This window comes from Acidisphaera sp. L21 (genome assembly GCF_009765685.1).
Taxonomy (GTDB): domain Bacteria; phylum Pseudomonadota; class Alphaproteobacteria; order Acetobacterales; family Acetobacteraceae; genus LMUY01.
Genome location: NZ_LMUY01000070.1, coordinates 1 through 21,461, shown reverse-complemented (window position 1 = coordinate 21,461; position 21,461 = coordinate 1). Strand labels below are relative to the sequence as shown.

Sequence of the window (21,461 nt, the reverse complement as noted above, 5' to 3'; positions counted from 1 at the left end):
GAGACGATGCGTGAGGTGCCCGTTTTGCGGCCATGACGACACCCAGGTGAAGGACAGCCGTCCCACCGAGGATTCCGCGGCCATCCGCCGCCGGCGCTTCTGCATCGGTTGCGGCCAGCGCTTCACCACGGTGGAGCGGGTGCAGCTTCGCGAACTGACGGTGGTGAAGTCCGACAACCGCCGCGTTGCATTCGACCGGGACAAGCTGGCCCGGTCCGTCCGCATTGCCCTACGCAAGCGCCCGGTCAGCGACGAGCGGATCGAGCGGATCATCACCGGCATCGTCCGTCAGCTCGAAGCCTCCGGCGAAAACGACATTCCTTCCAAGCAGGTGGGCGAAATGGTGATGGAGACGCTGAAGGAGGTGGATGCGGTCGCCTACGTCCGTTTTGCCAGCGTCTACCGCAACTTCCGCGAGGCAAAGGATTTCGAGGCCTTCCTCGGCTCACTTGAGGAACCTACATAGCATTTCATGGTCGACCCCTCGCACATGCGCGCCGCGCTGGCTCTAGCCCGGCGTGGGCTCGGTAACACCTGGCCGAACCCGTCCGTCGGTTGCGTCATCGTGCAATACGGGCAGGTGGTCGGTCGCGGTGTCACCCAGCCCGGCGGCCGCCCCCACGCGGAAACTCAAGCGCTGGCGATGGCAGGCGAGGCAGCCCGCGGGGCCGACGCATACGTCACGCTGGAGCCGTGCAATCACACCGGCCAAACCCCGCCCTGCACCGAGGCGCTAGTCGCCGCTGGCGTCGCCCGCGTGGTGATCGCCGGGAATGACCCTGACCCCCGCGTCGATGGCGCCGGCATCGCCCGTTTGCGCGCCGCCGGGATCGAGGTGGTGACCGGGGTGCTCACCGCCCAGGCCGACGAGATGCAGGCCGGGTTTCTGTGCCGCGTGCAGCACGGCCGCCCATTGGTCACGCTGAAGCTGGCCACGACGCTCGACGGCAAGATCGCGACGCGCAGTGGCGAAAGTCAGTGGATCACCGGTGCGTCGGCCCGTGCCGCCGCCCACGCCCTGCGCGGGCAGCACGATGCGGTCCTTGTCGGGGTCGGCACGGTGGCTGCAGATAACCCCTCGCTCACCTGTCGCATCGTCGGTTTCCGCAGCACGCCCGTCGTGCGCGTGGTGGTGGACAGCCACCTCCGCACCCGGTTGACGGCACGACTGATTGCCACCGCCACGACCGACCCAACCTGGATCATCCATCGCGGCGGCGTACCGGCCGACCGGCAGGAGGCATTTTCCACTGCGGGGGTCCGCATGTTGAGCGTCGCCGGTGGCGAGCGTGGGGTGGACCTCGCCGCCGGGCTGCAGGCCCTCGGTGCTGCCGGGTTGACGCGCGTGTTGGTCGAGGGCGGTGCGCAGATCGCCGCCGGACTGCTGCGCGATGGCCTGGTCGACCGCATCGCCTGGTTCCACGCACCGGGCATCATGGGCGGCGATGGCTGGCCCGCAGCCCAAGCCTTTGGCGTCACCGACCTGTCCGCCATGCCCCGCTTCACCCGAACCAGCATCCGCGCGGTAGGAGACGACATGCTCACCGAATTTTCGCGCGCCGCCTGATGTTCACCGGCATTATCAGCGCCGTCGGCCGTGTTCGCAGCGTCACCCCGATCGCCGCCGGGCAGGACATGCGCCTGGTGGTGGAACAGGCTTGGTCCGACCCGCCGGCCATCGGCGCATCCATCGCTTGCTCCGGCTGCTGCCTCACCGCGGTGGCGCTTGGGCCGGATTGGTTCGCAGTCGACGCTTCGGCGGAAACATTGGCGCACACCACGCTCGGCGACTGGCAAGTCGGCAGCCGCATCAACCTGGAGCGCGCGCTGCGGGTCGGCGACGAACTAGGCGGCCACATCGTGTCCGGCCATGTAGATGGCGTTGGCGAGGTCGTGTCCCGCACGCCGGAAAATGGTTCGACCCGGTTTCGCGTCCGGGTGCCGAAGGCTCTGGCGCGTTTTATCGCGCCCAAGGGGAGTGTCGCGTTGAACGGCATATCCCTCACGGTCAACGAGGTAGAGGGTGACATGTTCGGCGTGAACATCATCCCGCACACGCTTGACCATACGGATATGGGTGGGTTGCAGCCGGGGATGCCTGTTAACATCGAAATCGACACGCTCGCCCGCTACGTGGCGCGCCTGGCCGAGACGGCGTAGGAACTCCGCATGAGCGAATTGAAGCGCGCCTCGCTGCACGACTACATCAGCAGCGCCGAAGACATCATCGAGGAAGCCCGGGCCGGGCGCATCTTCATCCTGGTCGATGACGAGGACAGGGAGAACGAGGGCGACCTGGTCATCCCCGCCCAATTCGCGACGCCCGACGCGATCAACTTCATGGCCCGCTACGCCCGCGGGCTGATTTGCCTGGCCATGACCCGGGCGCGTGTCGAGCAACTCGGCCTGCCGCTGATGGCGCAGGCGAATGGCACCCGACACCAAACCGCTTTCACCGTCTCGATTGAGGCGCGGGAAGGGGTGACCACTGGCATTTCCGCCCACGACCGGGCGCACACGGTGGCGGTGGCGATCAACCCGGAACTGGGTCGCGATCACATCACCACGCCGGGTCACGTGTTTCCGCTGATGGCGCGGGAAGGCGGCTCATTGATCCGCGCCGGCCATACGGAGGCGGCGGTCGACATCGCTCGCCTCGCCGGTCTGAACCCGGCGGGTGTGATCTGCGAGGTGATGAACGACGACGGCTCCATGGCCCGCCTGCCGGACTTGGTGACCTTCGCCCAGCACCATAATCTGAAGCTCGGCACCATCGCAGACCTGATCGCCCATCGCCGCCGGACCGAGCGTCTGGTCCGCCGGGTGACGGAGGGTGCGACGCTGCATGCCGAGGGCGGCGATTGGAAGCTGATCGTCTACGCCAACACCGTTGAATATGCGGAACATCTGGTTCTGTATAAAGGCAATTTGTCGGAGGGCGGTCCGCCGCTGGTCCGCGTTCATGCGGTGGATTTGCTGGGCGACATGCTCGGCGGCCCGCATGCCAACGAGTTGCACGGCGCCATGCAGATGATCGCTGAGGAGGGCCGGGGTGTCATCGTCCTGATCCGCGAAGCAATCAGCACGTCGCTGTCCGACCGGGTAAAGAAAATGGGCACCAGCCCGCGGCCGGTGAATTCGCTGCGCGATTATGGCGTGGGCGCGCAGATCCTGGTCGATCTCGGGGTGAAGGATATGGTGCTCATCTCGAACACCCATCGCACGGTGATCGGGTTGGAGGCTTACGGGCTGAACATCGTCAGCCAGCGGTCGATCGACGAATGAGCACGCTTGACGCTCCGCTACCCACCGCCCCGGCGGTGCCTGGCGCGCCGGCTCGGATGCTTCTGGTCCGAGCGCCGTATTACAAGGATGTGGTGGACGGCATGACCACTGCGGCCATCCGCATCCTGGAGGAGGCACAGGCCAGCCACTTGGTCTTGGACGTTGCCGGCGCCTTCGAACTGCCTCAGGCAATCCGCATCGCCTTGCGTGGGACGGAAAAGTTCGACGGATTCATCGCGCTCGGCTGCGTGGTTCGTGGAGAAACAGACCATTACGACTTCATCTGCGCTGCCACGATGACCGGCATGATGGACGTGGCGCTGCAATACGGCTTGGCGCTGGGCACCGGACTGCTGACGGTGGACACGCTGGCCCAGGCCACTGCCCGATCTGGTCCGGATGGCCATAACAAGGGTGCGGAGGCCGCGGTCGCTGCCCTGCGCCAAGTCATCGCCGCGCGCCAACTGGGCGCCGTCTGATGGGTAAACCCGTCAAAGGCCGTCCCCGTACCGCCAGCCGCGTCGCTGCCGTCCAGGCGCTGTTCCAGTCGGAACAGAGTGGTGAGACGGTTGAGACGATCGTCGACCAGTTCATCCGCCATCGCCTGGGCGAAATACCGGGCTCCGGTGGGTTTGAAGAGGGTCGGGTGCCGGATGCGGACGTGAAGCTGTTCAGCCGAATCGTCCGCCGCGCCGTGCAAGAGCAGGATATGCTGGATAAGCTGGTGGCCGACGCGCTGCCCGCGGAATGGCCGTTCACCCGGTTGGACCCAGTGCTCCGCGCCCTGCTGCGCGCGGCCGGGGCGGAACTCGGGATGTCCGACGGCCCACCCGCCCGCGTCGTGCTGAACGAGTATCTGGACGTGGCGCATGGCTTCTTCACCGGCGACGAGCCGCGCATGGTAAACGGGCTGCTCGACCATATGGCCCGGACCCTGCGCGGGGCTGAGTTTCAGGTCGTGGGCAACCCGGCCGCCTAGTCGTGGTGCTACCACCCGAGTTTTCCCGTATCGCCAGGCACTTCCGCCCCATCGCTGGCCCTGGTTCGCTGGACCTCACCGATGATGCCGCCGTCTTCGCCCCGCCGCCCGGACGGGAGTTGGTGGTGACCGCCGATGCGATGGTGGAGGGGGTGCATTTCCTCCCCGCTACCGCACCGGGTCTGATCGCGCGCAAATTGCTGCGGGTGAACTTGTCGGATCTGGCGGCGATGGGTGCGACGCCGCTCGGCTACCTGATCACGATCTCGGTGCCACGCTCTCTGGGGGATGATTGGTTCACCGGATTTGCGGCCGGGCTGAAGCAGGACCAGGAAACTTTCGCGATCAGCCTCCTAGGCGGCGACACGACGGAAACACCTGGGCCGTTGACCCTGTCGCTGACCGCCATCGGCCACGTGGCACCTGGCGGCGCCATCCTGCGGTCCGGGGCGCAGCCCGGCGATGATGTCTGGGTTACTGGCACGATCGGCGACGGCGTGTTGGGCTTACACGCCGCCCGAGGCGAGTTGGCGGACCCGGATGGGTATCTGAAAGGTCGCTACGACTGCCCCACACCGCGGCTTGGCCTGCCGCTCGTAGGTTGGGCGCACGCTGCGATGGATGTATCGGACGGATTGTTCCAGGATCTCGGCCATATCTGCCGCGCTAGTGGCTTGGCCGCGACGGTGGAAGCATCGCAGATCCCGCTCTCCCCCCAAGCGATCGCGGCCGGCGTGGCATGGCGGGAAAAGGCGTGGATCGGCGGCGACGACTACGAGTTGCTCCTGGCCGCACCCCCCGGCGTGCGACCGCCTGGCATCCGCGCCACCCGTATCGGCCGGTTTCAACCCGGCGAGGGCGTGATCGTACTGGGCGAGCAAGGGCAGACCCTGGACATCGCCACACGCGGTTGGAGCCATTTCGCTTAGCTCAGCGGCGGCGCCACGACTTTCTGGAAGCCTGGACGAGACTGCATCGCTGCATACCAGCGCTCCAGATCCGGCATCGCAGGCCGTACGATCTCGGGAATGCCGAACCACCGCCTGGCATAGGTGGCCATCACCAGATCGGCCAAGGTGAAGCACTCCGCTTCCAAATAGCGTCGCCCCTGCAGATGCCGGTCCAGCAACGCCCACAGCATCCCGGCCTTCTCCGTAGCATCGGCCAGGGCGGCTGCGTTGCGGTCGGCCGGATCGGTGCGCACGTAGCCCCAGAACACTGGCCGTTCGGCGGGCTGCAGCGTCGTTAGCACCCAGTCCAGCCACCGCTCCATTCCTGCCCGTTCGCGCGGGGCCGCCGGGTAGATCGGGTGCGCTGGCGCGTATTGCAGGGCAAGGTAGCGGATGATCGAGTTGCTCTCCCACAGCCGGAAACCATCATCCTCGATCGTGGGCACGCGGCCATTTGGGTTCATTGCCAGATAGTCGTCATCCTGGTTGCGCCCATACTGCATGCCGGCATCGATGCGTTCGAACGGCAGGCCCAACTCCTCACAGCACCATAAAACCTTCTGCACGTTCACCGAGTTGGCGCGGCCCCAGATCCGAAGCATGAGAACTCTTTCGCGTAAGTTGCCTCGGTCATAGGGCCTCGAGTGGCCACGCCGCTAGCCTCGGCGCAGCCCTAGAGCCGCATCGATAGTTCCAAATCCTCGCCGAACGCCATGGATGCCTATTCTGAGGCGATGGCCGACATGTTCTGCGCCTATCTCGATCGCTTCGGCTCCGCCTGACTCAGACCCCCAGCCGGAAGAACACGACCGCAAACACGCCATCCAGCACGATCGTCATCACGATCCCGCCCACCACCGCCGCGGTCGCCGCCTGGCCCACCGCGCGTGGACCGAAGCCGGTGGCCAGCCCGGCGCGGCATCCGATCCCGGCCACAGCCACGCCGAACACCAGCGCCTTGAACAGGCCGCTCCATAGATCATGCCCATGCACCGCGCGCAGCAATTGCGTCGACACTGCTGCCGGGGAGTAGCCGAAGCCCAACATCACCGTCAGCATGCCGCATAGCCCGGCCAGTTCCAGGAACAGCGTCAGCACGGGCATCACCAGTACCGCGGCGGCCAGCCGGGGCAGCACCAGCATGGTGACGGGCGACAGGCCCATGGTTTCCAGCGCGGCCAATTCCTCGTTCACCTTCATGGTGCCGAGTTCGGCTGCGAAGGCGGATCCAGTGCGTCCCGCCAGCACCACCGCCGCCAGCAGCGGGCCCAACTCCCGCAGCAGCGACAGGCCGACCAGGTTGACGACGAACAGATCCGCCCCGAATCGACGCAGCGGAATGGAGGATTGGAACGCCAGGATCAGGCCCATCAGGTAACCCAGCAGCAGCACCAGAGGCAGCGCGCGCCACCCGGCCTCATCCGCCAGCCGCATCAAATCGGCAAGCCGGAACTGCCGCCGCCGTCGTCGTACTGTCACGAGCGCGACCAGGCCTTCCCCCAGGAACGCCAGCGCATCGGCCATGTGATGCATCGTGGCGCGCATGACGCCGAGATAGGTCCAGGGCGGCGGCCGGACCGCCTTCGGCGCTGGCGCCGCCGCGGCTTGCGCCACCATCGCAGCCACATCTGCACCTGCACCCCGCAACGCCGCATCGCCATGCCGGGTCATGGTGGCCGCCACCAGGGCTGCACCCGCCGTATCCACCGCCGTGAGGCCGGACAGGTCGATCACCAGCGTCTGCCCCTGCGAGGACCGGGCGATCCGCATGGCCGACGCCCATAGCTGCGCCGTCCCTGTAATGTCCAATCGGCCGGTGATTGCCAGCACGCCCGGTGCCTCGGTCAACACGGCGCCGGGGCGTGTGGGGTTGGCCGTGTCTAGTGCGCCAGCCACGTATCGAAGCGCTGTCGTAGCTTGTCGCCATTGTCGCGCCAGAACGCCTCGTCCACCTGCAGGGCGTTGGCCAGGTTGGCGGGCAGGGTGGGGGAGGCGGCGGCCATGTCCGGCGGCAGCAACTCGTTCGCGCCCTTGACCACGGGGCCGACGGGGACGGTGCTGGCCAGATTAGCCTGGCGGATCGGGTCGGCCATCGAGGTCAACAGCTTGGCGGCATCCGCAGCGTTTGGGGTGCCCTTCATCATCGCCCAGGATCGAATGGTGTATAGGCTGCCGGTCCATTGCACACCGTAATGCCGGCCGGCCACCCGGTTCGCCAAGGCGACGGACACGCTGTCGGCGGTCGAAAATAGCACCTCGCCAGCGCCCAGCACCTGGCCCGCCGGCGCGTCGGGCGTCCACCACACCAGATACGGCTTGATCTGGTCCAGCTTGCGAAACGCCCGGTCCACGCCGTCATCCGTGCGTAGCACGCGGTAGACCTCACCCGGCGCCACGCCATCCGCCATCAATGCGATTTCAAGGTTGGTCCGCGCATCGCGGCGCAGGCCTCGCTTGCCGGGGTAGCGCGCCACATCCCAGAAATCCGACCAGGTCGGGGTGGTCTGAAATTTGTCGCGGTCCCAAACCAGCACCGTGTTCGTCAACGCGGTTCCAGCGCCGCAATCGGTGGCGGCCTGCGGTGGCACATATTTGTCCCGGTTGCCGAGCGCCGCCCAATTCAGCTTGTCGAACAGACCTTCATCACACCCCACCAGCAATTCGGCAGCGTTTACCTGCACCAGGTCCCAGTCGGCGGAGCCCTGTTCGGTCTTGTCACGCAAAGGCGCCAACCCGCCATGCCAGGATCGGAGGGAAAGCGGGATCTTCGTCGCCGCGGTGAAAGGCCTGAAATACGCATCTTCTTGCGCCTGCTGCAGAGAGCCGCCGCGGCCAACCACCATCAAATCGCGGGCAAGGCACGGTGCGACGGCAGACAGGCAGAGTGAAACCCCGCACAGCGTGGTGGCCAACAGCATGCGAGACGTCATCAGGCGGTCAGTCCTGGCCAGGAGGGTGTAACAGAACCTAACGTCGCACAGGCGGTTCTAGCAATCCCGCCAAGGCGTCGTCGCGGGGCGAAATACCCGATCCAACTGGCAACCCCGATCACAGAACCGCGTTCTGGCGCCACCCCCCGTTTACAACACCAGGAGTGCTTACCATGGCCATGTCATTCTCCGCCGACGATGCCCAGGCCCAGATCACCGCGCTGCGTAAGCAGGTCAATCAGCTGATGGAAGACCGCGTTGGGCCAGCCGTGTCCGGCTACGTCGACCGGGCCAGCCAGGTTACCAGGCAGGCGAGCGACTACACAAAGGAACAGGCCGACACCGTTGCCGGTCAGGTGCGTGATCGCCCGTTGATCGCAATCGCACTGGCAGGCGTCGTCGGATACGTTCTCGGCCGCTTCGTCCGCTAGGCCGATGCGCACGGTCGATCTGGGGCGCGCCGCCGCCCAGGCGGAGATTTTCCGCCTCAAGCGCCTTCTACGGCGCCAGGCCATGCGGGCCGTTTGGGGTGCGGTTGCGGTCGTGTTCCTGGTCGCCGTGTTGGTGATGCTGCACTTCGTTGCCTACATCGCTCTGGTGCCGGCTTTGCTAACCCCGATTTGGGGCGCGGTGGCGGTGCTGGGGTTCGATGTGGTGATCGTCCTGATATGCGGGCTGATGGCCATGTCCAGCTCGCCCGACGTGGTGGAGGAGGAGGCGAAGATTTTGCGTGATCAATCGCTCGCCGCCATGCGTCAAACCCTTGCGTTGACGGCAATGCTCGCTCCCCTCAGCCAGATGCTGTTCCGCAAGGCGGGTCGCCAAAGCCTACTGGGCATGACAGTCGCTGCTCTCCTCGCTAAGTTTGTGACCAACAAATAAGCGGGGCGTGCCTTGACCGAACCGATGGTGCTGACCCGGCGCGAAGGACGCGCCGGGTTCATCCTGCTGAACCGCCCCCGTGTGTTGAATGCGCTGGATCACAGCATGATCCACGGCATCGCCGCCGCCCTCGACGAGTGGCGGGATGACCCCTCGGTGCATGCCGTCGTCATCGAGGGGGCAGGCGGTCGTGCCTTCTGTGCTGGTGGTGACATTCGCGCGGTGCGGGATATGGCGCTAGCCGAACGACACGATGACATCGCGGCATTCTTTGCTGAGGAATACGAGGTCAACCAGGCGATCGCGTGTTATCCGAAGCCGTTCATCGCCCTGGTGGACGGCATTTGCATGGGCGGCGGCATTGGCGTGTCGGTGCATGGCACCGTGCGGGTCGTGTCGGAAGCCGCCATGTTCGCGATGCCGGAGACGGGCATCGCGTTATTCCCGGACATCGGCGCAACCTTTATCCTGCCGCGCCTGCGTGGGCATATCGGGATGTATATGGCGCTGACTGGTGTGCGCCTGTTGGGGCCGGACGCTACGTATGCCGGGCTTGCGACCCATTTCACCGATCGGGAGACCATTGCCGCCCTGCCGGCCGGGCTCGCGGCGCATGGCGTGTCGGCCTTGGCAGCCATCCAGCGCCCGTTCGACGCCCAGATTGCCGCCCAGATGGACGCGATCGATCGGTGCTTCGGTGCCGACAGCGTGGCTGCCATCATCACCAACCTCTCCGCCGAACAGACCGACTGGTCACGCGATACGCTGGCGACCTTGCGCAGCATGTCACCCAGCGCCGTGCTGTGGACGTTCAAAATCGTGCGTGCCGGGGCAGGGCGTACGCTGCCGCAATGTTTGGCGGCGGAGCTGGCGCTTACCCGGCATGCCACCGCTCACCCAGATTTTGCCGAGGGTGTGCGCGCCATGGTGGTCGATAAGGATCGCAAGCCACGCTGGTCGGCGCCCAGTATCGAAGCCGTGGATCCCGCAGCGATTGATGCAATGTTCGCTTAACCGCATCTCACCGGGTCGACCGAGGGTAAACGTTACCGACTCGTTCGGCATTTACTAACGCTTAGGCGTCACCCTACCGGGGTGAAACGTGCTGCATCCCGTCTGTTACTTCTCCTGGCACTTCTGCTTCTGGCACCACCCGCATTCGCAAACGAATGCGAGTCGGCAGGCCATGACGCGGAGCAGGCGGATGGGCTGCCGGCCGATCTTCTCGTCGCGATTGGCCGCATCGAAAGTGGCCGCCGCGGCGCAGATGGCCGCGTGGCGCCCTGGCCTTGGTCGGTCAATGCAGCCGGACAGGGCTACTACCTCAGTTCCGCTGCCGAGGCGATCGGCCTGGTTCGGTCGCTTCAGGCCCGGGGGATCCGGTCGATCGACGTCGGCTGTTTCCAGGTCAATCTCATGTATCACCCGGGCGCCTTCGCCAGCCTGGAGGCAGCCTTCGACCCCGGCATAAACGCCCGCGCGGCAGGTGCTTTTCTACGTGATCTCCGTGGGATCGCGACAGGATGGGAAGACGCGGTCGGCCGCTACCATTCCGCCGATCCCTCGCTAGGCATCCCGTATATGCGACAGGTCGTGGCGTCCTGGCATGGTGGCGCCAGCATGCCCGCACCGCCGATGTCGCAGGTCGCAGCCCTAGTGCGGGTGATCGTCCCGCAGGCCTATGCCGCCGCCGCCATGCCGAATGCCACTGCCAGCATCACCGATTACGCGGCTGCAGCCCCTCGCGTCATGCGGCCGACGGCGCTGCGTAGCGGTGGTTTGCGGCTTCCTGTCGTCATTACACCGTCAGCGTCGCGGCTTTAATATTTCAGTCAACTTTTGCTGATTAACTCCTGCCCATGGCCGCCACCGACGGCGCAGCCTCTGCCGGCAAAAATGCCGGAACAAACGAGTGTGTGGGCGCTCCGACTTCCCGGGGCTGCGCCAGGAAACAAGGATGCAGGATATGATCGAGTACATGAAGGCTTGGCTGGCACTGAAGGCCGATCGTCGCGCGGTGACCGCCCTGGAATACGGCCTGATTGCCGCGCTGATCGCCGTAGTGATCATCACCGCCGTGACCACGCTGGGGACCAATCTGTCGACCGTGTTTAATTCGGTGAGCACCAAGCTGGTTACCACTCGCTAAAGCGACATGGGCTGCCGATGCGTTTGCCCGTGTCGGTAGCCCACTCTTGCCTAGGACAAAACCATGGCCGAGCCGTTTTCGACCGTCCAATTGCTGTTGCTCTCCGCAGGCCTCGCCCTATTTGGCGTTGCGTGTTTGCAGGACTGGGCGATGCGCCTGGTGCCCAATCGCGTCCCGGCCGCCATTGCCATTCTTGGGCTGGCCCTAAGGCTGGATGACGGCACGCTGCCAATGGGGTTGTTTGCCGCGTTTCTCGTTTTCTCCATCGCCGCGCTGTGCTGGCGCCGTGGCTGGCTCGGCGGTGCCGATGTCAAGCTGTTTGGCGCGGGTGCCCTGCTGGTATCACCCGCCGCGGTGCTGGGCTTCGTTCTGGCCTCCTGCTTGGCGGGTGGCGCGCTGGCCCTGGGCTACGCCGTGCTGGCCCATTTCGCTCCACCGCCCGCTCCGCAGCGGCCGGCAACCTATTTGCGGCGCTACCTTCGCGTTGAGCAGCGCCGGCTGCAGCGGCGTGGCCCGCTGCCCTACGCCACGGCAATCGCCGCTGGTGCAACCTTCGTTCTACTTGGGGGCTAACCGATGCTGCTCCGTTTCGCCGTCTTCGGATTGATGGCGCTGGGCCTTGGTGGCTTCGGCACCGTTGCATGGTTGTCCACGCGGCCGCCGCCGGCGCCCCCGAGCGCCGTCGCAGATGCACCCCCACCACCGGTGAAGCATCTTGTGCTGGCAGCTGCCGCGCAATTGCGTGCTGGCACTCTGCTGAAGCCGGAGGACGTCATCCAGGCCGACCTTCCTAATGCGCCACCTACTGCGCAGGAGGACTCCCCCGTGATCCGCGCTGGCCTGACGGGCGCCATGCTGCGCCGTAGCTTGGGCCCGGGTGAGCCGGTCCTGGCGTCCGATGTCATGCGCCCCGGCGACCATGGCTTTCTCGCCGCGGTGCTGGGCCCGAATATGCGGGCTGCTACCGTCGGTGTCGATAATGTCAGTGGCAGCGCCGGTCTCATCTGGCCCGGCGACCATGTCGACCTCATCCTGACGCAGACGCTGGACGATCCGGCGCTGCCGCCCGCCCGCCGCGTTGCTGCCGAAACGGTTCTGGCGGATGTGCGCGTGATCGCCATCGATCAGTTGCTGGCGCGTGGCGTGGCGCCAACCGAGAACAATGGTGGCGGCCGCACCGTCACGCTGGAGGTCACGACCTCCCAGGCGGAGCGGATCGCGGTGGCCAACCGGCTGGGCAAGCTTTCGCTTGCCGTACGCTCGGCCGATAGCACCGAAACAGTCCAGGCGGCCCAGTCCGCCGTGGTTCAAACGACCTGGGGCGGCGATGTTTCGCCGGCTTTGGGCCGGCCTACGCCCCCAACCGCCAAAGATGGCGGTTCCATGGTGCGCCTGTTCCAGGGTGCATCCGACGGAAAGGAGTTCCGGTTCTAATGTTCAAACGCGCAACCTTTCTGCTGGTGCTGGTGCTTGCCTGCACCGCAGCCCGCCGGCCCCCACCAAATCTACCGGGGCAGTCCATGATGATCGAGGCCGGGTCCGGCCGCGTCGTCACCCTGACTGCACCCGCTGCCAGCGTGTTCGCAGCGGACCCGAAAGTGGTGGAGGTACGTCCTGCCAGCCCAACCAGCCTGTTTCTATTCGGCGTCGCCACGGGCCACACCACGGTCGCGGCCATGTCGGCCGGTGGCCAGCCGATCGCGCAGTTCGACGTCACCGTTGGCCCTAGCGGCTATTCCGCTTCGGCAACCAACGGGCAGATGAACGCGTCCATGCCGGGCAACAGCATGACCGCGGGCGTCCGCAACAACGGTCTGGTGATCAATGGCGCGGCTCGCACGCCGATGGACGCGGAGCGTGCGCAGACCATCGGCCGCGCCAACCTCACCTCCGACACCCAGAAGCTGGACAACCGCACCACGGTGAATGGCGCCGTGCAGGTGAACCTGCGCGTTCGCGTCGTGGAGATGTCGCGCAACATCACCCGGGAATTGGGTGTGAACTGGCAGGCGATGGCGAATATCGGCGCGCGCTACGGTATCACGCAGTTCAGCACGGCGACCGCGCTGGTCACTGCGGCAACCAGTACGTTGTCGACTGGCTTCAACTTCGGCAAGTCGGTTGACGTCAACACGGTGATCGACGCCCTGGCGCAGGACCAACTGGTTCACGTGCTAGCCGAACCGAACATCACCGCGATGAGCGGCGAAGCAGCGAGCTTTCTGGTGGGCGGTGAATTCCCCATCCCGATTGCACAGTTCGGCGACAGTATCTCGATCGAGTTCAAGCAGTATGGTGTCAGCCTCGCCTTCGTGCCGACGGTTCTCACCTCCGGCCGCATCAGCCTGCATGTCCGCCCCGAAGTCAGCGAGTTGACCAACCAGGGCGCCATCACGCTCGGTTCCGGCAACAACACGGTGCAGATCCCGGCCCTTCAGGTGCGACGTGCCGACACGACCGTCGAACTGGGCAGCGGGCAGAGCTTCGCCATCGCCGGCCTGATGCAGGACTCGACGCGGCTGACTACGGATGGCGTGCCTTGGCTGGGCGACGTGCCCATTCTGGGCGCCCTGTTCCGGTCCGACAGCTTTCAACGCAATGAGACGGAGTTGGTGATCTTGGTGACCCCGTATCTGGTGCAACCCGCCAGCAGCCCAGACGCACTCAGCACGCCGGATGCCGGCTGGAAGCCGCCGAATGACCTGGAGCGCATCCTGCTGCTGCGCCAGAAGGCGCATGGCACGGCGCAGAATGTCGCAATCCGCCAGACGGTTCCTGGCGACGCCGGGTTCATCGTTCAATGAGGCGCCTCCTATGCCTCGCGATCCTGCTCCCAGCCGTTGGCTGCGCGTGGGGTGGCGATCCTCACGAGCGGCCAGGCACTTGGCAGCCCGTGGGCTCGAACGATGCCAACCTCCGCGCCATGATCGCCGATCCTCAGGATCTGGTGACGGGCGTCGCGGATGGCCGCGCCGATGGCCAGGTGGTCGCGAATGCCGTCGGTCGCTATCGCTTGGGCAAGACGTATCAGCTGCCGGATGCGTCGATCTCGAAGGTATCTCCGATTTCGATCAGCACTGGCGGACAAGCCTCAGCAGCGAGCACGCAATAATGGATGGTGGTACAACGCTTACGCCGACTCCGCCGGAAGCGACGTCGCGTTCCGACCGGATGCCCTTTCTCGCCTTCATTGCCGACAGCGACAGCGAGACGGTTCTGCGGGAAGGCTTGACGCAGGCGCTGCCGGCCGGGTTCGAAATCCGCCGCGGCAACGTTCGTACTGCGCTGACGGCACTGGCGCAGATGTCCACCCCGCGCTCCCTGGTGATCGATATCACCGGGGAATCACAGCCGCTCGGCCTGCTCGCCGACCTCAGCCACGTGCTGGAGCCGGATGTGCAGGTGATGATCGTGGGCGAGCGGCAGGACGTGGCATTCTATCGCCAGGTCACCCGCACGCTCGGTGCCACCGAGTATCTCTACAAGCCGCTGGTGTCGGAAATGGTCGCCCGCCATTTCGGCGCCCAGATCACGCATCAGGCGCCATCCAATGCCGCGCTCGGCGGCCGCATGGTCACGGTGACCGGCGTGCGCGGCGGGGCAGGCGCCACAACGATCGCGGCAAACCTGGCCTGGCACCTGGCCGATATCGGCCGCCGCCACACGGCATTGCTGGATGCCAACCTGCAGACCGGCACGGCCGCCATGCTGCTGGGCGCGCAATCGGGCCCAGGCCTACGCTCCGCATTGGAACAGCCCGGCCGGGTGGACGAACTGTTCGTCGAACGCGCCGCCATGCCCCTTGGCGACCGCCTGCACATCATGGCCGGCGAGGAAGCCCTGTCGGAACAGCCCGGTTGCGCCCCAGGCGCGGCGGAGCGGTTGGCGGCACTGATGCGCCGCCGGTTCAACTTCGTAGTCGCCGATGTGCCGTTCGGCAGCAGCCTGCTGTCACGCGACCTGCTGGACCTGACGCAGCAGCGCGTCCTGGTGATGCTGCCGACGCTGGCCAATGTTCGCGACGCCTTGCGCATGCTCGCCCTGCCGTCCGGCACGGCACAGGCCCGGCGTGCCGTGCTGGTGCTGAACCGCAACGGGATGCCCGGCGGCCTCACAAAGCGCCAGGTGGAGGAAGCCATGCGCATGACCGTCGATGTCACGATCCCCGATCTTCCGCGTGTGCTGGGGGCGGCGGAAAATATGGGTGAGCCAGCCGTCAAGCAGCGTAGCGGCTTCCGCACCGGTATCTTCGATCTGGCAAAGGAGGTGGCGTTCGCGCCGACCGTTGCGCCGATGAAGAGGACGCGGCGCATGCCTTGGTCTCGCCGGTGAGCGCATTCGGCCGCCGCACCGCGGCAGACCTGCCGCCAGCGCCGATCGCCGCGACCCCCGTCGTGGTCGAGGCCACACCCGGCGTTCGGGCCGCCGCACCGTTGGCGGAACTGCGCCAGCTCTGCCTCACCCGGCTGGACCCGGTCTCCATCGCCGGCATGGCCTCCGACCGCCTCGCCATCGAGGTGGAGCGGTTGTTGGCCGACATCGCGACCGATAAACGTATCCAGCTCAACGGACGCGAACAGCGCCAACTCGCGGCCGAGTTGGTTAACGACATGCTCGGTCTGGGCCCGCTGGAGCCGTTGCTGGAAGACGAGACCGTGGCCGACATCATGGTCAACGGCCCGGACAAGGTCTTCGTCGAACGCGCCGGCCGCGTGTATCTGTCGAACGTGAAGTTCCGCGACGCCTCGCACGTCGCCAATATCTGCCAGCGTATCGCTGCCGATGTCGGCCGGCGCGTGGACGAAAGCAGCCCGATGGCGGATGCCCGCCTCAAGGACGGCAGCCGCGTCAACATCGTGTTCCCGCCGTTGGCGCTGGACGGCCCCTACATCTCCATCCGGAAGTTCAGTAAGAAGCGGATCGACTTCGCCCGGTTGGTCGAATACGGCTCGATGACGGCACCGGTGGCGCGCATTCTGGAAATCGCTGGCCGCTGCCGGTTGAACATCATCATCAGTGGCGGCACCGGCTCCGGCAAGACCACCTTGCTCAACGCCGTCAGCCAGTTGATCGACGCCTCCGAGCGTGTGATCACAGTCGAAGACGCGGCGGAATTGCAGTTGCAGCAGCCGCACGTGGTGCGCATGGAAACGCGGCCGCCATCGCTGGAGGGCAGGGGCGAGATCACGCAGCGCGATCTGGTGCGAAACGCCCTGCGTATGCGCCCCGACCGCATCATCGTCGGCGAGGTTCGTGGCGGCGAGGCGTTCGACATGTTGCAGGCCATGAACACCGGCCATGACGGCAGCATGTCGACCATCCACGCCAACACCGCCCGCGACGCCATCACGCGTATCGAGAACATGGTGCAGATGGGCAATTTCGGTCTGCCCTCGAAGTCGATCCGGCAACAGATCGTCGGTGCCGTGGACATCATCGTGCAGGTGGAACGCCAGCGCGACGGCGGCCGCCGTTTGATCCAGGTGACGGAAGTCTGCGGGCTGGAGGGTGACGTGGTGATCCTGAACGACATCTTTGCCTTCGAGATGACGGGCGAGGGGCAAGACGGCCGCCTGCAGGGCGTCTACCGCGTCAGCCGCGCGCGCCCGTCATTCAACGAACGGCTCGCCTATTTCGGCCTCGATAAGGTATGGGCGTCGTCGTTGGAAGAGGCTGGCCGGTCGTAGGACAGGCCTAAGATCGGGAGGTTGCGATGAATATGACAAGCCTGCTGATGATCGCGAGTGTCGTGCTCGTCGGCTTCTCCACCGCCGGGGTGCTGGTGCTGTATGCCGACCAACGCGCCCGGCAGTTGCGCGAGCGTCGGGTCAAAATCGTCACGCCCTACCAGCCGAGTCAGGAGGCCGCGGTCGGCATCGCTCGCCTGTCCGTCGCCCTGCCAACCGCCTCGCTCCTGCGAAGCGTCAAAAGCTTCATCGGCATGGACCCCATCCGGCGGGACCCATATCCGCTGAAGCCTATCCTGGTCATGCCAGTCTCGGTCATTCCTGGCTGGGCCGTCCAATGGCTGCTGCACGGCCTATTGGGGCCGCTGTCCTGGCTGCTGGTCCCGGTGGTCGCGCTACTGGTCACGCGGTCGGTCTATAAAGGCAACGATAACAAGCGGGCCGCCACGCTCTATCGCCAATTCCCGGATGCGCTTGCGACGATCGTCCGCGGCGTGCGGGTCGGTATCCCCGTGTCCGAGGCATTGCGCGCGGTGGCGCAGGATGCGGAGGCGCCGACATCAGTCGAATTCGGACGTCTTTACGACCAGGTTAGCATCGGCACGCCAATCGAGGACGCGCTGCGGGAGATGGCCGCGCGCAACCGGCTGCCGGAATATCGCTTCTTCGCCACCGCCCTTGCGCTGCAGAGCCAGACTGGCGGCGGGTTGACGGAGACGTTGGAGAATCTGGCCGATGTGGTGCGCAAGCGCGTGGCACTGAAATCCCGCGGTTACGCCCTTGCGTCCGAGGCGCGAACCAGTGCCGCGGTGTTGACCGTGCTTCCGGTCTTCGCCGCCGGTGCGCTCGCCGTGCTCAACCCGGACTACATTGGGGAATTGATGCGCGAGGGGCCGGGGCAGACATTGTTCGGCTGCGCAGTACTCTGGCTAGGACTTGGAATGGTGACGATGCGCTACATGATCCGAAAGAGCCTGTCATGACGCCACTGATGATGGCTGCGGGCGGCGTATCACTGCTCTGCGGCCTGGGAGCACTGCTGCTGCTCCGTGCGGTCGAGGCGCAGGAGAAGATGGCCAATCGCGTGGCACAGATGCAGCTTGCGGCCGGCATGGCGCGCTCCACCCGGCCCCGCGCAGCCGGCAATGGCGGCCCCTTTCGCTATATCGCGATGATCGGCACGGCGCTCGCGCGCAGCGGCCTCCTGTCGGACAAGACGGTCACCGAGTTGGAGCAGACGTTGATGGCCGCGGGGTTCCGCGGTGGCAACGGTCTGGGCCTGTTCGTCGGCAGCAAGTTGCTGATGCTGGTGGGGTTCCCGGTCATGGCCTGGTTCGGACTGGGCTATATGCACTTTTCAACGGTGACGCATAACGGCGGCACCGGCGTTGCAGCCATCCTCGGCCTGCTCGCACCCGACTATATCGTGAAGTCCATGCGCAAGAGCTTTTTGCAAAAGCTGGATCGCGGCCTGCCCGACGCGCTGGACATGATGGTGATTTGTTCCGAGGCAGGCCTGGGCCTGGAACCCGCCATCACCCGCGTCGCCGCGGAGATCGGTCACGCCCACCCCGCGGTCGCGGAGGAGATGCGGCAGACTGCAAGCGAGCTGCGCATCATCTCGGACCGTCGCGTGGCACTGCAGAACATGGGCAACCGCACCGGGCTGGACAGCCTGAAGCGGCTGGGCGCCACGTTGGTGCAGACCATGCAATACGGCACGCCACTCTCGCAGGCGCTGCGCACCCTGTCCTCCGAAATGCGGACCGAGGCGCTGACTCGTTTCGAAGAAAGAGCGGCCCGTCTGCCGGTTTTGCTCACCGTTCCTATGATTGTGTTCATACTTCCGACGGTATTTGCAGTGGTGGGTGGTCCGGCGGCGCTGAAGGTCATGGCGTCGCTGCACGGTCACTAGGTTCAATGGAGTTTCGCAAAATGCGTGCGCTTCCGCTTCTTGCCTTGCTGCTACCCTCGGCCATGCTGCTCAACGGCTGCGCCGGGTCGACCAAATCATTCGTCAACAGGCCGCCCAGCCTGCAGGTCGGCGCCGCCGCCCTGGCCGGTGGCGCGCCAGAGGCCGCGTTGTCCGTTGCCCGTCGCCAGCTTGCCATCAACCGTGATGATCTGGGCGCCTTGCTCATCGAGGGCCAGGCGCTGACCGAGATGGGTGAGATGGCGCAGGCGGAGGGCAGCTTCCGCCGGGCCCTGCGCGTGTCATCCTCCTCCACCGGGGCGCAATTCGGTCTCGGCCGGGTGCTCCTGCTCAGCGGCCGCGCCCCAGATGCGGAGGCAGCGTTCCGGCGCGTGCTGGCCAGTTCGCCCCGCGATCCCCGCGCGCTCACCAATCTCGGCATCTCGCTGGATATGCAGGAGAAGCATTCCGAGGCGCAGGTGGCGTATCAGAAGGCCTTGGAAGAATCGCCGGAACTGGATGCAGCCCGCGTCAACCTCGGACTGTCGATGGCACTTGGTGGCAATGCGGCACAGGGCGTGGAGGTGCTGCGGCCCCTCGCAGCGAGCCCCAGCGCCCCGCGGCGCGTGCGCCACGACCTGGCCACCGCATTGGCTATGTCGGGTGACCAGGCCGGCGCTGCCTCGCTGCTGAAGCCGGATCTGTCACCGGAACAAATGCCGATCGCCATGGCCGGCTATGCCGCGCTGAACACCAGCACCGGCCCGGTCGCCGCGCCGGCTCCCTAGCCAAAGCCCTCTCCTCGTTGCCCAGCCTCCCTCGGGGGCTTACGATGGGCAACGAAGGAGAGCCCATGCACGACAGTCTGGTCCGCGGCACGATCGTGACGTCGGGTGACATCACGAAAAATGGCTGGATCGCCATCGATGGCGAGCGCATCGCCGCCATCGGCACGGGGCCGGCGCCCAATGCGGCGCGGGTGCTGGATTATGGCGAGAATTGCGTCTTCCCCGGCCTGGTCGACGGCCATATGCACACCAGTTCGTCGCTCGGCTGGTCCGGGATCGAGAACGCGACCCGGTCCGCCGCGGCGGGTGGCGTCACCACCTGCGTCGACATGCCCTACGACGTGCCGCGTGCTGTCACCAACGCCGACATCCTGGCCGACAAGATCGGCTGGGTGAACCGCACCGCCCATGTCGACATGGGCCTGTACGGCACCATCACGAAGCAGGGCGGCGTCGGTGAAATCCCGGGCCTTGCCCAGGGCGGCGTCTGCTCGTTCAAGCTGTCCACCTACGAATACGACGCCGTGCGCTTCCCCCGCATCGACCACCCCACCATGGTGGAAGCCTTCGCCGCGATTGCCACCACCGGCATCCCCGTTTCCATCCATAACGAGGACCAGGAGTTGGTGGAGCGGCTGACCGCAGAGGCCCGGGCTGCTGGGCAGACGGACGCCATCATGCATTGCCGCACCCGCCCGCCCTTGGCGGAGACGATGGCGGATAACGAGATCTTCGAGATCGGGCTGGAAACCGGCGCCCACGTCCACATCGCCCATTCCTCCGTCGCGCGCGGCTTCACCATCGCCGAGTCCTTCCGCGCCATGGGGGCGAAGGCCACCGGCGAGGCGTGCATCCAATACCTCTGCATGACCGAGGAGGACCTGGTGCGCCTCGGCGGCCGCGGCAAATGCAACCCGCCCTTCCGCACCGCGGCCGAGGTGGAGCGGATGTGGGAGGCGCTAGTGGCGGGGAAGGTGGGCTACATCTCCACCGACCACGCGCCCTGGCCGGTGGACCGTAAGGACTTCGCCGACATCTTCGCATGCGGCGCCGGGTTGACGGGGCTGCAGAGTTTCGCCCCGTTGATGTTCACCCTGCTGGAAGAACGCGGCCTGCCCTTGACCCTGATGGCCACCTACTGCGCCGAACGCCCAGCGCAACATCACGGGCTGGACGGCCGCAAGGGCGCCATTTCGATCGGCAAGGACGCGGATTTCGTGGTTATGCAGCCCGGCCAATTCACCTTCGAGGAGGCGGAGATCCAGGACCGACCGGAACTCCGCTGGTCCCCGTACCAGGGCCGCGCCATCTGCGCCCGTGTCGCCGCCACAATCTTGCGTGGGAAAGTGGTGTGGGATGGAACCAACGTGCTGGCCAAGCCCGGCACCGGACAATTCGTGAAACGAGGAGCTGCCTAGCATGGCACGCAAGATTGCCGTCGCCGCTGCCCAAATGGGCCCCATCCAGCGTGACGATACCCGCGTCCACACGCTAGACCGCATCATCACCCTGCTGGAGCAGTCGGCCAAGCAAGGCGCCAAGCTGGTTGTGTTCCCCGAACTCGCCTTCACCACCTTCTTTCCGCGCTGGCTGCTGAGCCCGTCCGAGCTTGCTGCGTTCACCGAGTCCGCGATGCCCAACCCAGCGGTGCAAACCCTGTTCGACCGCGCCCGCGACCTGCGCGTCGCCTTCACCATCGGCTACGCGGAACAAACCCCGGGGGCGCTGTTCAACACCGCCATCCTGGTGTCGCCCGAGGGCAAAACCATCGGCACCTACCGCAAGGTGCACCTCCCGGGTTCGGTCGAGCCGCGGGCGGGGGAGCGGTTCCATCAGTTGGAGAAGCGTTACTTCACCTACGGCGACAAGGGCTTTCCCGTCTGGCGTGCCGGCGCCTCG

The 21,461-nt window shown here is 66.0% G+C and carries 26 protein-coding genes; 23 read left to right on the top strand and 3 right to left on the bottom strand.

What is annotated here, in order from left to right; genetic code table 11:
- The first annotated feature begins 10 nt into the window (after positions 1-10).
- Genes nrdR through thiL form a run of 7 tightly spaced genes read left to right on the top strand, consistent with a single transcriptional unit; the run spans position 11 to position 5,193 of the window.
- Complete coding sequence (gene nrdR, locus GSQ76_RS12790; RefSeq protein WP_158744299.1) at positions 11-466, top strand: transcriptional regulator NrdR; 456 nt, start codon at positions 11-13, stop codon at positions 464-466.
- Between the two features lie 6 nt (positions 467-472).
- Complete coding sequence (gene ribD, locus GSQ76_RS12785) at positions 473-1,567, top strand: bifunctional diaminohydroxyphosphoribosylaminopyrimidine deaminase/5-amino-6-(5-phosphoribosylamino)uracil reductase RibD (RefSeq protein ID WP_158744298.1); 1,095 nt, start codon at positions 473-475, stop codon at positions 1,565-1,567.
- The gene (locus GSQ76_RS12780) at positions 1,567-2,160 is read left to right on the top strand and encodes a riboflavin synthase (protein ID WP_158744297.1); all 594 of its coding nucleotides are present in this window, start codon (positions 1,567-1,569) and stop codon (positions 2,158-2,160) included. The genes ribD and GSQ76_RS12780 overlap by 1 nt, the downstream gene beginning before the upstream one ends.
- 9 nt (positions 2,161-2,169) lie before the next feature.
- Complete coding sequence (gene ribB, locus GSQ76_RS12775) at positions 2,170-3,285, top strand: 3,4-dihydroxy-2-butanone-4-phosphate synthase (RefSeq protein ID WP_158744296.1); 1,116 nt, start codon at positions 2,170-2,172, stop codon at positions 3,283-3,285.
- Positions 3,282-3,764, top strand: a complete 483-nt coding sequence (gene ribH / locus GSQ76_RS12770) for a 6,7-dimethyl-8-ribityllumazine synthase (protein WP_158744295.1) — start codon at positions 3,282-3,284, stop codon at positions 3,762-3,764. Before ribB ends, ribH begins: the two co-directional genes overlap by 4 nt.
- Complete coding sequence (nusB, locus tag GSQ76_RS12765) at positions 3,764-4,264, top strand: transcription antitermination factor NusB (RefSeq protein ID WP_158744294.1); 501 nt, start codon at positions 3,764-3,766, stop codon at positions 4,262-4,264. Before ribH ends, nusB begins: the two co-directional genes overlap by 1 nt.
- Before the next feature lie 2 nt (positions 4,265-4,266).
- Entirely contained in the window at positions 4,267-5,193 is a 927-nt protein-coding gene (gene thiL, locus GSQ76_RS12760) for a thiamine-phosphate kinase (protein ID WP_158744293.1), read from the top strand.
- Here thiL and GSQ76_RS12755 read toward each other — a convergent pair.
- From GSQ76_RS12755 to GSQ76_RS12745, 3 genes are all read right to left on the bottom strand, one after another.
- Complete coding sequence (locus tag GSQ76_RS12755; protein ID WP_158744292.1) at positions 5,190-5,816, bottom strand: glutathione S-transferase family protein; 627 nt, start codon at positions 5,814-5,816, stop codon at positions 5,190-5,192. The two genes, thiL and GSQ76_RS12755, sit on opposite strands and share 4 nt — an antisense overlap.
- Positions 5,817-5,997: 181 nt before the next feature.
- Entirely contained in the window at positions 5,998-7,110 is a 1,113-nt protein-coding gene (locus GSQ76_RS12750) for an ABC transporter permease (protein ID WP_158744291.1), read from the bottom strand.
- Positions 7,095-8,144: an extracellular solute-binding protein gene (locus GSQ76_RS12745; RefSeq protein ID WP_158744290.1), complete on the bottom strand. Its 1,050-nt coding sequence runs from the start codon at positions 8,142-8,144 to the stop codon at positions 7,095-7,097. The genes GSQ76_RS12750 and GSQ76_RS12745 overlap by 16 nt, the downstream gene beginning before the upstream one ends.
- Positions 8,145-8,317: 173 nt before the next feature.
- On the opposite strand from GSQ76_RS12745, the gene GSQ76_RS12740 reads away from it, so the two are divergent.
- The 16 genes from GSQ76_RS12740 to GSQ76_RS12665 all read left to right on the top strand — a co-directional run.
- A complete protein-coding gene (locus GSQ76_RS12740; RefSeq protein ID WP_158744289.1) occupies positions 8,318-8,575 on the top strand; it encodes a hypothetical protein in 258 nt (85 codons plus the stop codon).
- A 4-nt stretch (positions 8,576-8,579) separates the two neighbouring features.
- Positions 8,580-9,026 carry a hypothetical protein gene (locus GSQ76_RS12735; RefSeq protein ID WP_158744288.1) on the top strand — a complete coding sequence of 149 codons (447 nt, stop codon included), beginning with the start codon at positions 8,580-8,582 and terminating at the stop codon, positions 9,024-9,026.
- A 12-nt stretch (positions 9,027-9,038) separates the two neighbouring features.
- Entirely contained in the window at positions 9,039-10,040 is a 1,002-nt protein-coding gene (locus GSQ76_RS12730) for an enoyl-CoA hydratase/isomerase family protein (RefSeq protein ID WP_254070385.1), read from the top strand.
- An 81-nt stretch (positions 10,041-10,121) separates the two neighbouring features.
- A complete protein-coding gene (locus GSQ76_RS12725) occupies positions 10,122-10,850 on the top strand; it encodes a lytic transglycosylase domain-containing protein (RefSeq protein WP_158744287.1) in 729 nt (242 codons plus the stop codon).
- A gap of 142 nt (positions 10,851-10,992) precedes the next feature.
- A complete protein-coding gene (locus GSQ76_RS12720) occupies positions 10,993-11,175 on the top strand; it encodes a Flp family type IVb pilin (protein ID WP_158744400.1) in 183 nt (60 codons plus the stop codon).
- Positions 11,176-11,238: 63 nt separating this feature from the next.
- Positions 11,239-11,748: a prepilin peptidase gene (locus GSQ76_RS12715; protein ID WP_158744286.1), complete on the top strand. Its 510-nt coding sequence runs from the start codon at positions 11,239-11,241 to the stop codon at positions 11,746-11,748.
- Positions 11,749-11,751: 3 nt separating this feature from the next.
- Entirely contained in the window at positions 11,752-12,609 is an 858-nt protein-coding gene (gene cpaB, locus GSQ76_RS12710) for a Flp pilus assembly protein CpaB (RefSeq protein WP_158744285.1), read from the top strand.
- On the top strand, positions 12,609-13,979 hold the full coding sequence (locus GSQ76_RS12705) for a type II and III secretion system protein family protein (RefSeq protein ID WP_158744284.1): 1,371 nt from the start codon (positions 12,609-12,611) through the stop codon (positions 13,977-13,979). Before cpaB ends, GSQ76_RS12705 begins: the two co-directional genes overlap by 1 nt.
- Positions 13,980-14,068: 89 nt before the next feature.
- Complete coding sequence (locus GSQ76_RS12700; RefSeq protein WP_158744283.1) at positions 14,069-14,287, top strand: hypothetical protein; 219 nt, start codon at positions 14,069-14,071, stop codon at positions 14,285-14,287.
- The gene (locus GSQ76_RS12695; protein ID WP_158744282.1) at positions 14,287-15,507 is read left to right on the top strand and encodes a cellulose synthase operon protein YhjQ/BcsQ; all 1,221 of its coding nucleotides are present in this window, start codon (positions 14,287-14,289) and stop codon (positions 15,505-15,507) included. Before GSQ76_RS12700 ends, GSQ76_RS12695 begins: the two co-directional genes overlap by 1 nt.
- Positions 15,504-16,862 (top strand): CpaF family protein, encoded by a 1,359-nt coding sequence (locus GSQ76_RS12690; RefSeq protein WP_335904900.1) that lies wholly within the window; start codon positions 15,504-15,506, stop codon positions 16,860-16,862. The genes GSQ76_RS12695 and GSQ76_RS12690 overlap by 4 nt, the downstream gene beginning before the upstream one ends.
- A 26-nt stretch (positions 16,863-16,888) precedes the next feature.
- Positions 16,889-17,845, top strand: coding sequence for a type II secretion system F family protein (locus GSQ76_RS12685; RefSeq protein ID WP_158744281.1), 957 nt, complete (start codon positions 16,889-16,891; stop codon positions 17,843-17,845).
- Positions 17,842-18,777: a type II secretion system F family protein gene (locus GSQ76_RS12680; protein WP_158744280.1), complete on the top strand. Its 936-nt coding sequence runs from the start codon at positions 17,842-17,844 to the stop codon at positions 18,775-18,777. Before GSQ76_RS12685 ends, GSQ76_RS12680 begins: the two co-directional genes overlap by 4 nt.
- Before the next feature lie 20 nt (positions 18,778-18,797).
- Positions 18,798-19,562 carry a tetratricopeptide repeat protein gene (locus GSQ76_RS12675; protein ID WP_158744279.1) on the top strand — a complete coding sequence of 255 codons (765 nt, stop codon included), beginning with the start codon at positions 18,798-18,800 and terminating at the stop codon, positions 19,560-19,562.
- Positions 19,563-19,627: 65 nt separating this feature from the next.
- Positions 19,628-20,980, top strand: coding sequence for a dihydroorotase family protein (locus tag GSQ76_RS12670; RefSeq protein ID WP_254070384.1), 1,353 nt, complete (start codon positions 19,628-19,630; stop codon positions 20,978-20,980).
- A gap of 1 nt (position 20,981) precedes the next feature.
- Positions 20,982-21,461 (top strand): nitrilase-related carbon-nitrogen hydrolase (locus tag GSQ76_RS12665; RefSeq protein ID WP_335904899.1); only part of this gene is annotated, 480 nt, incomplete at its 3' end.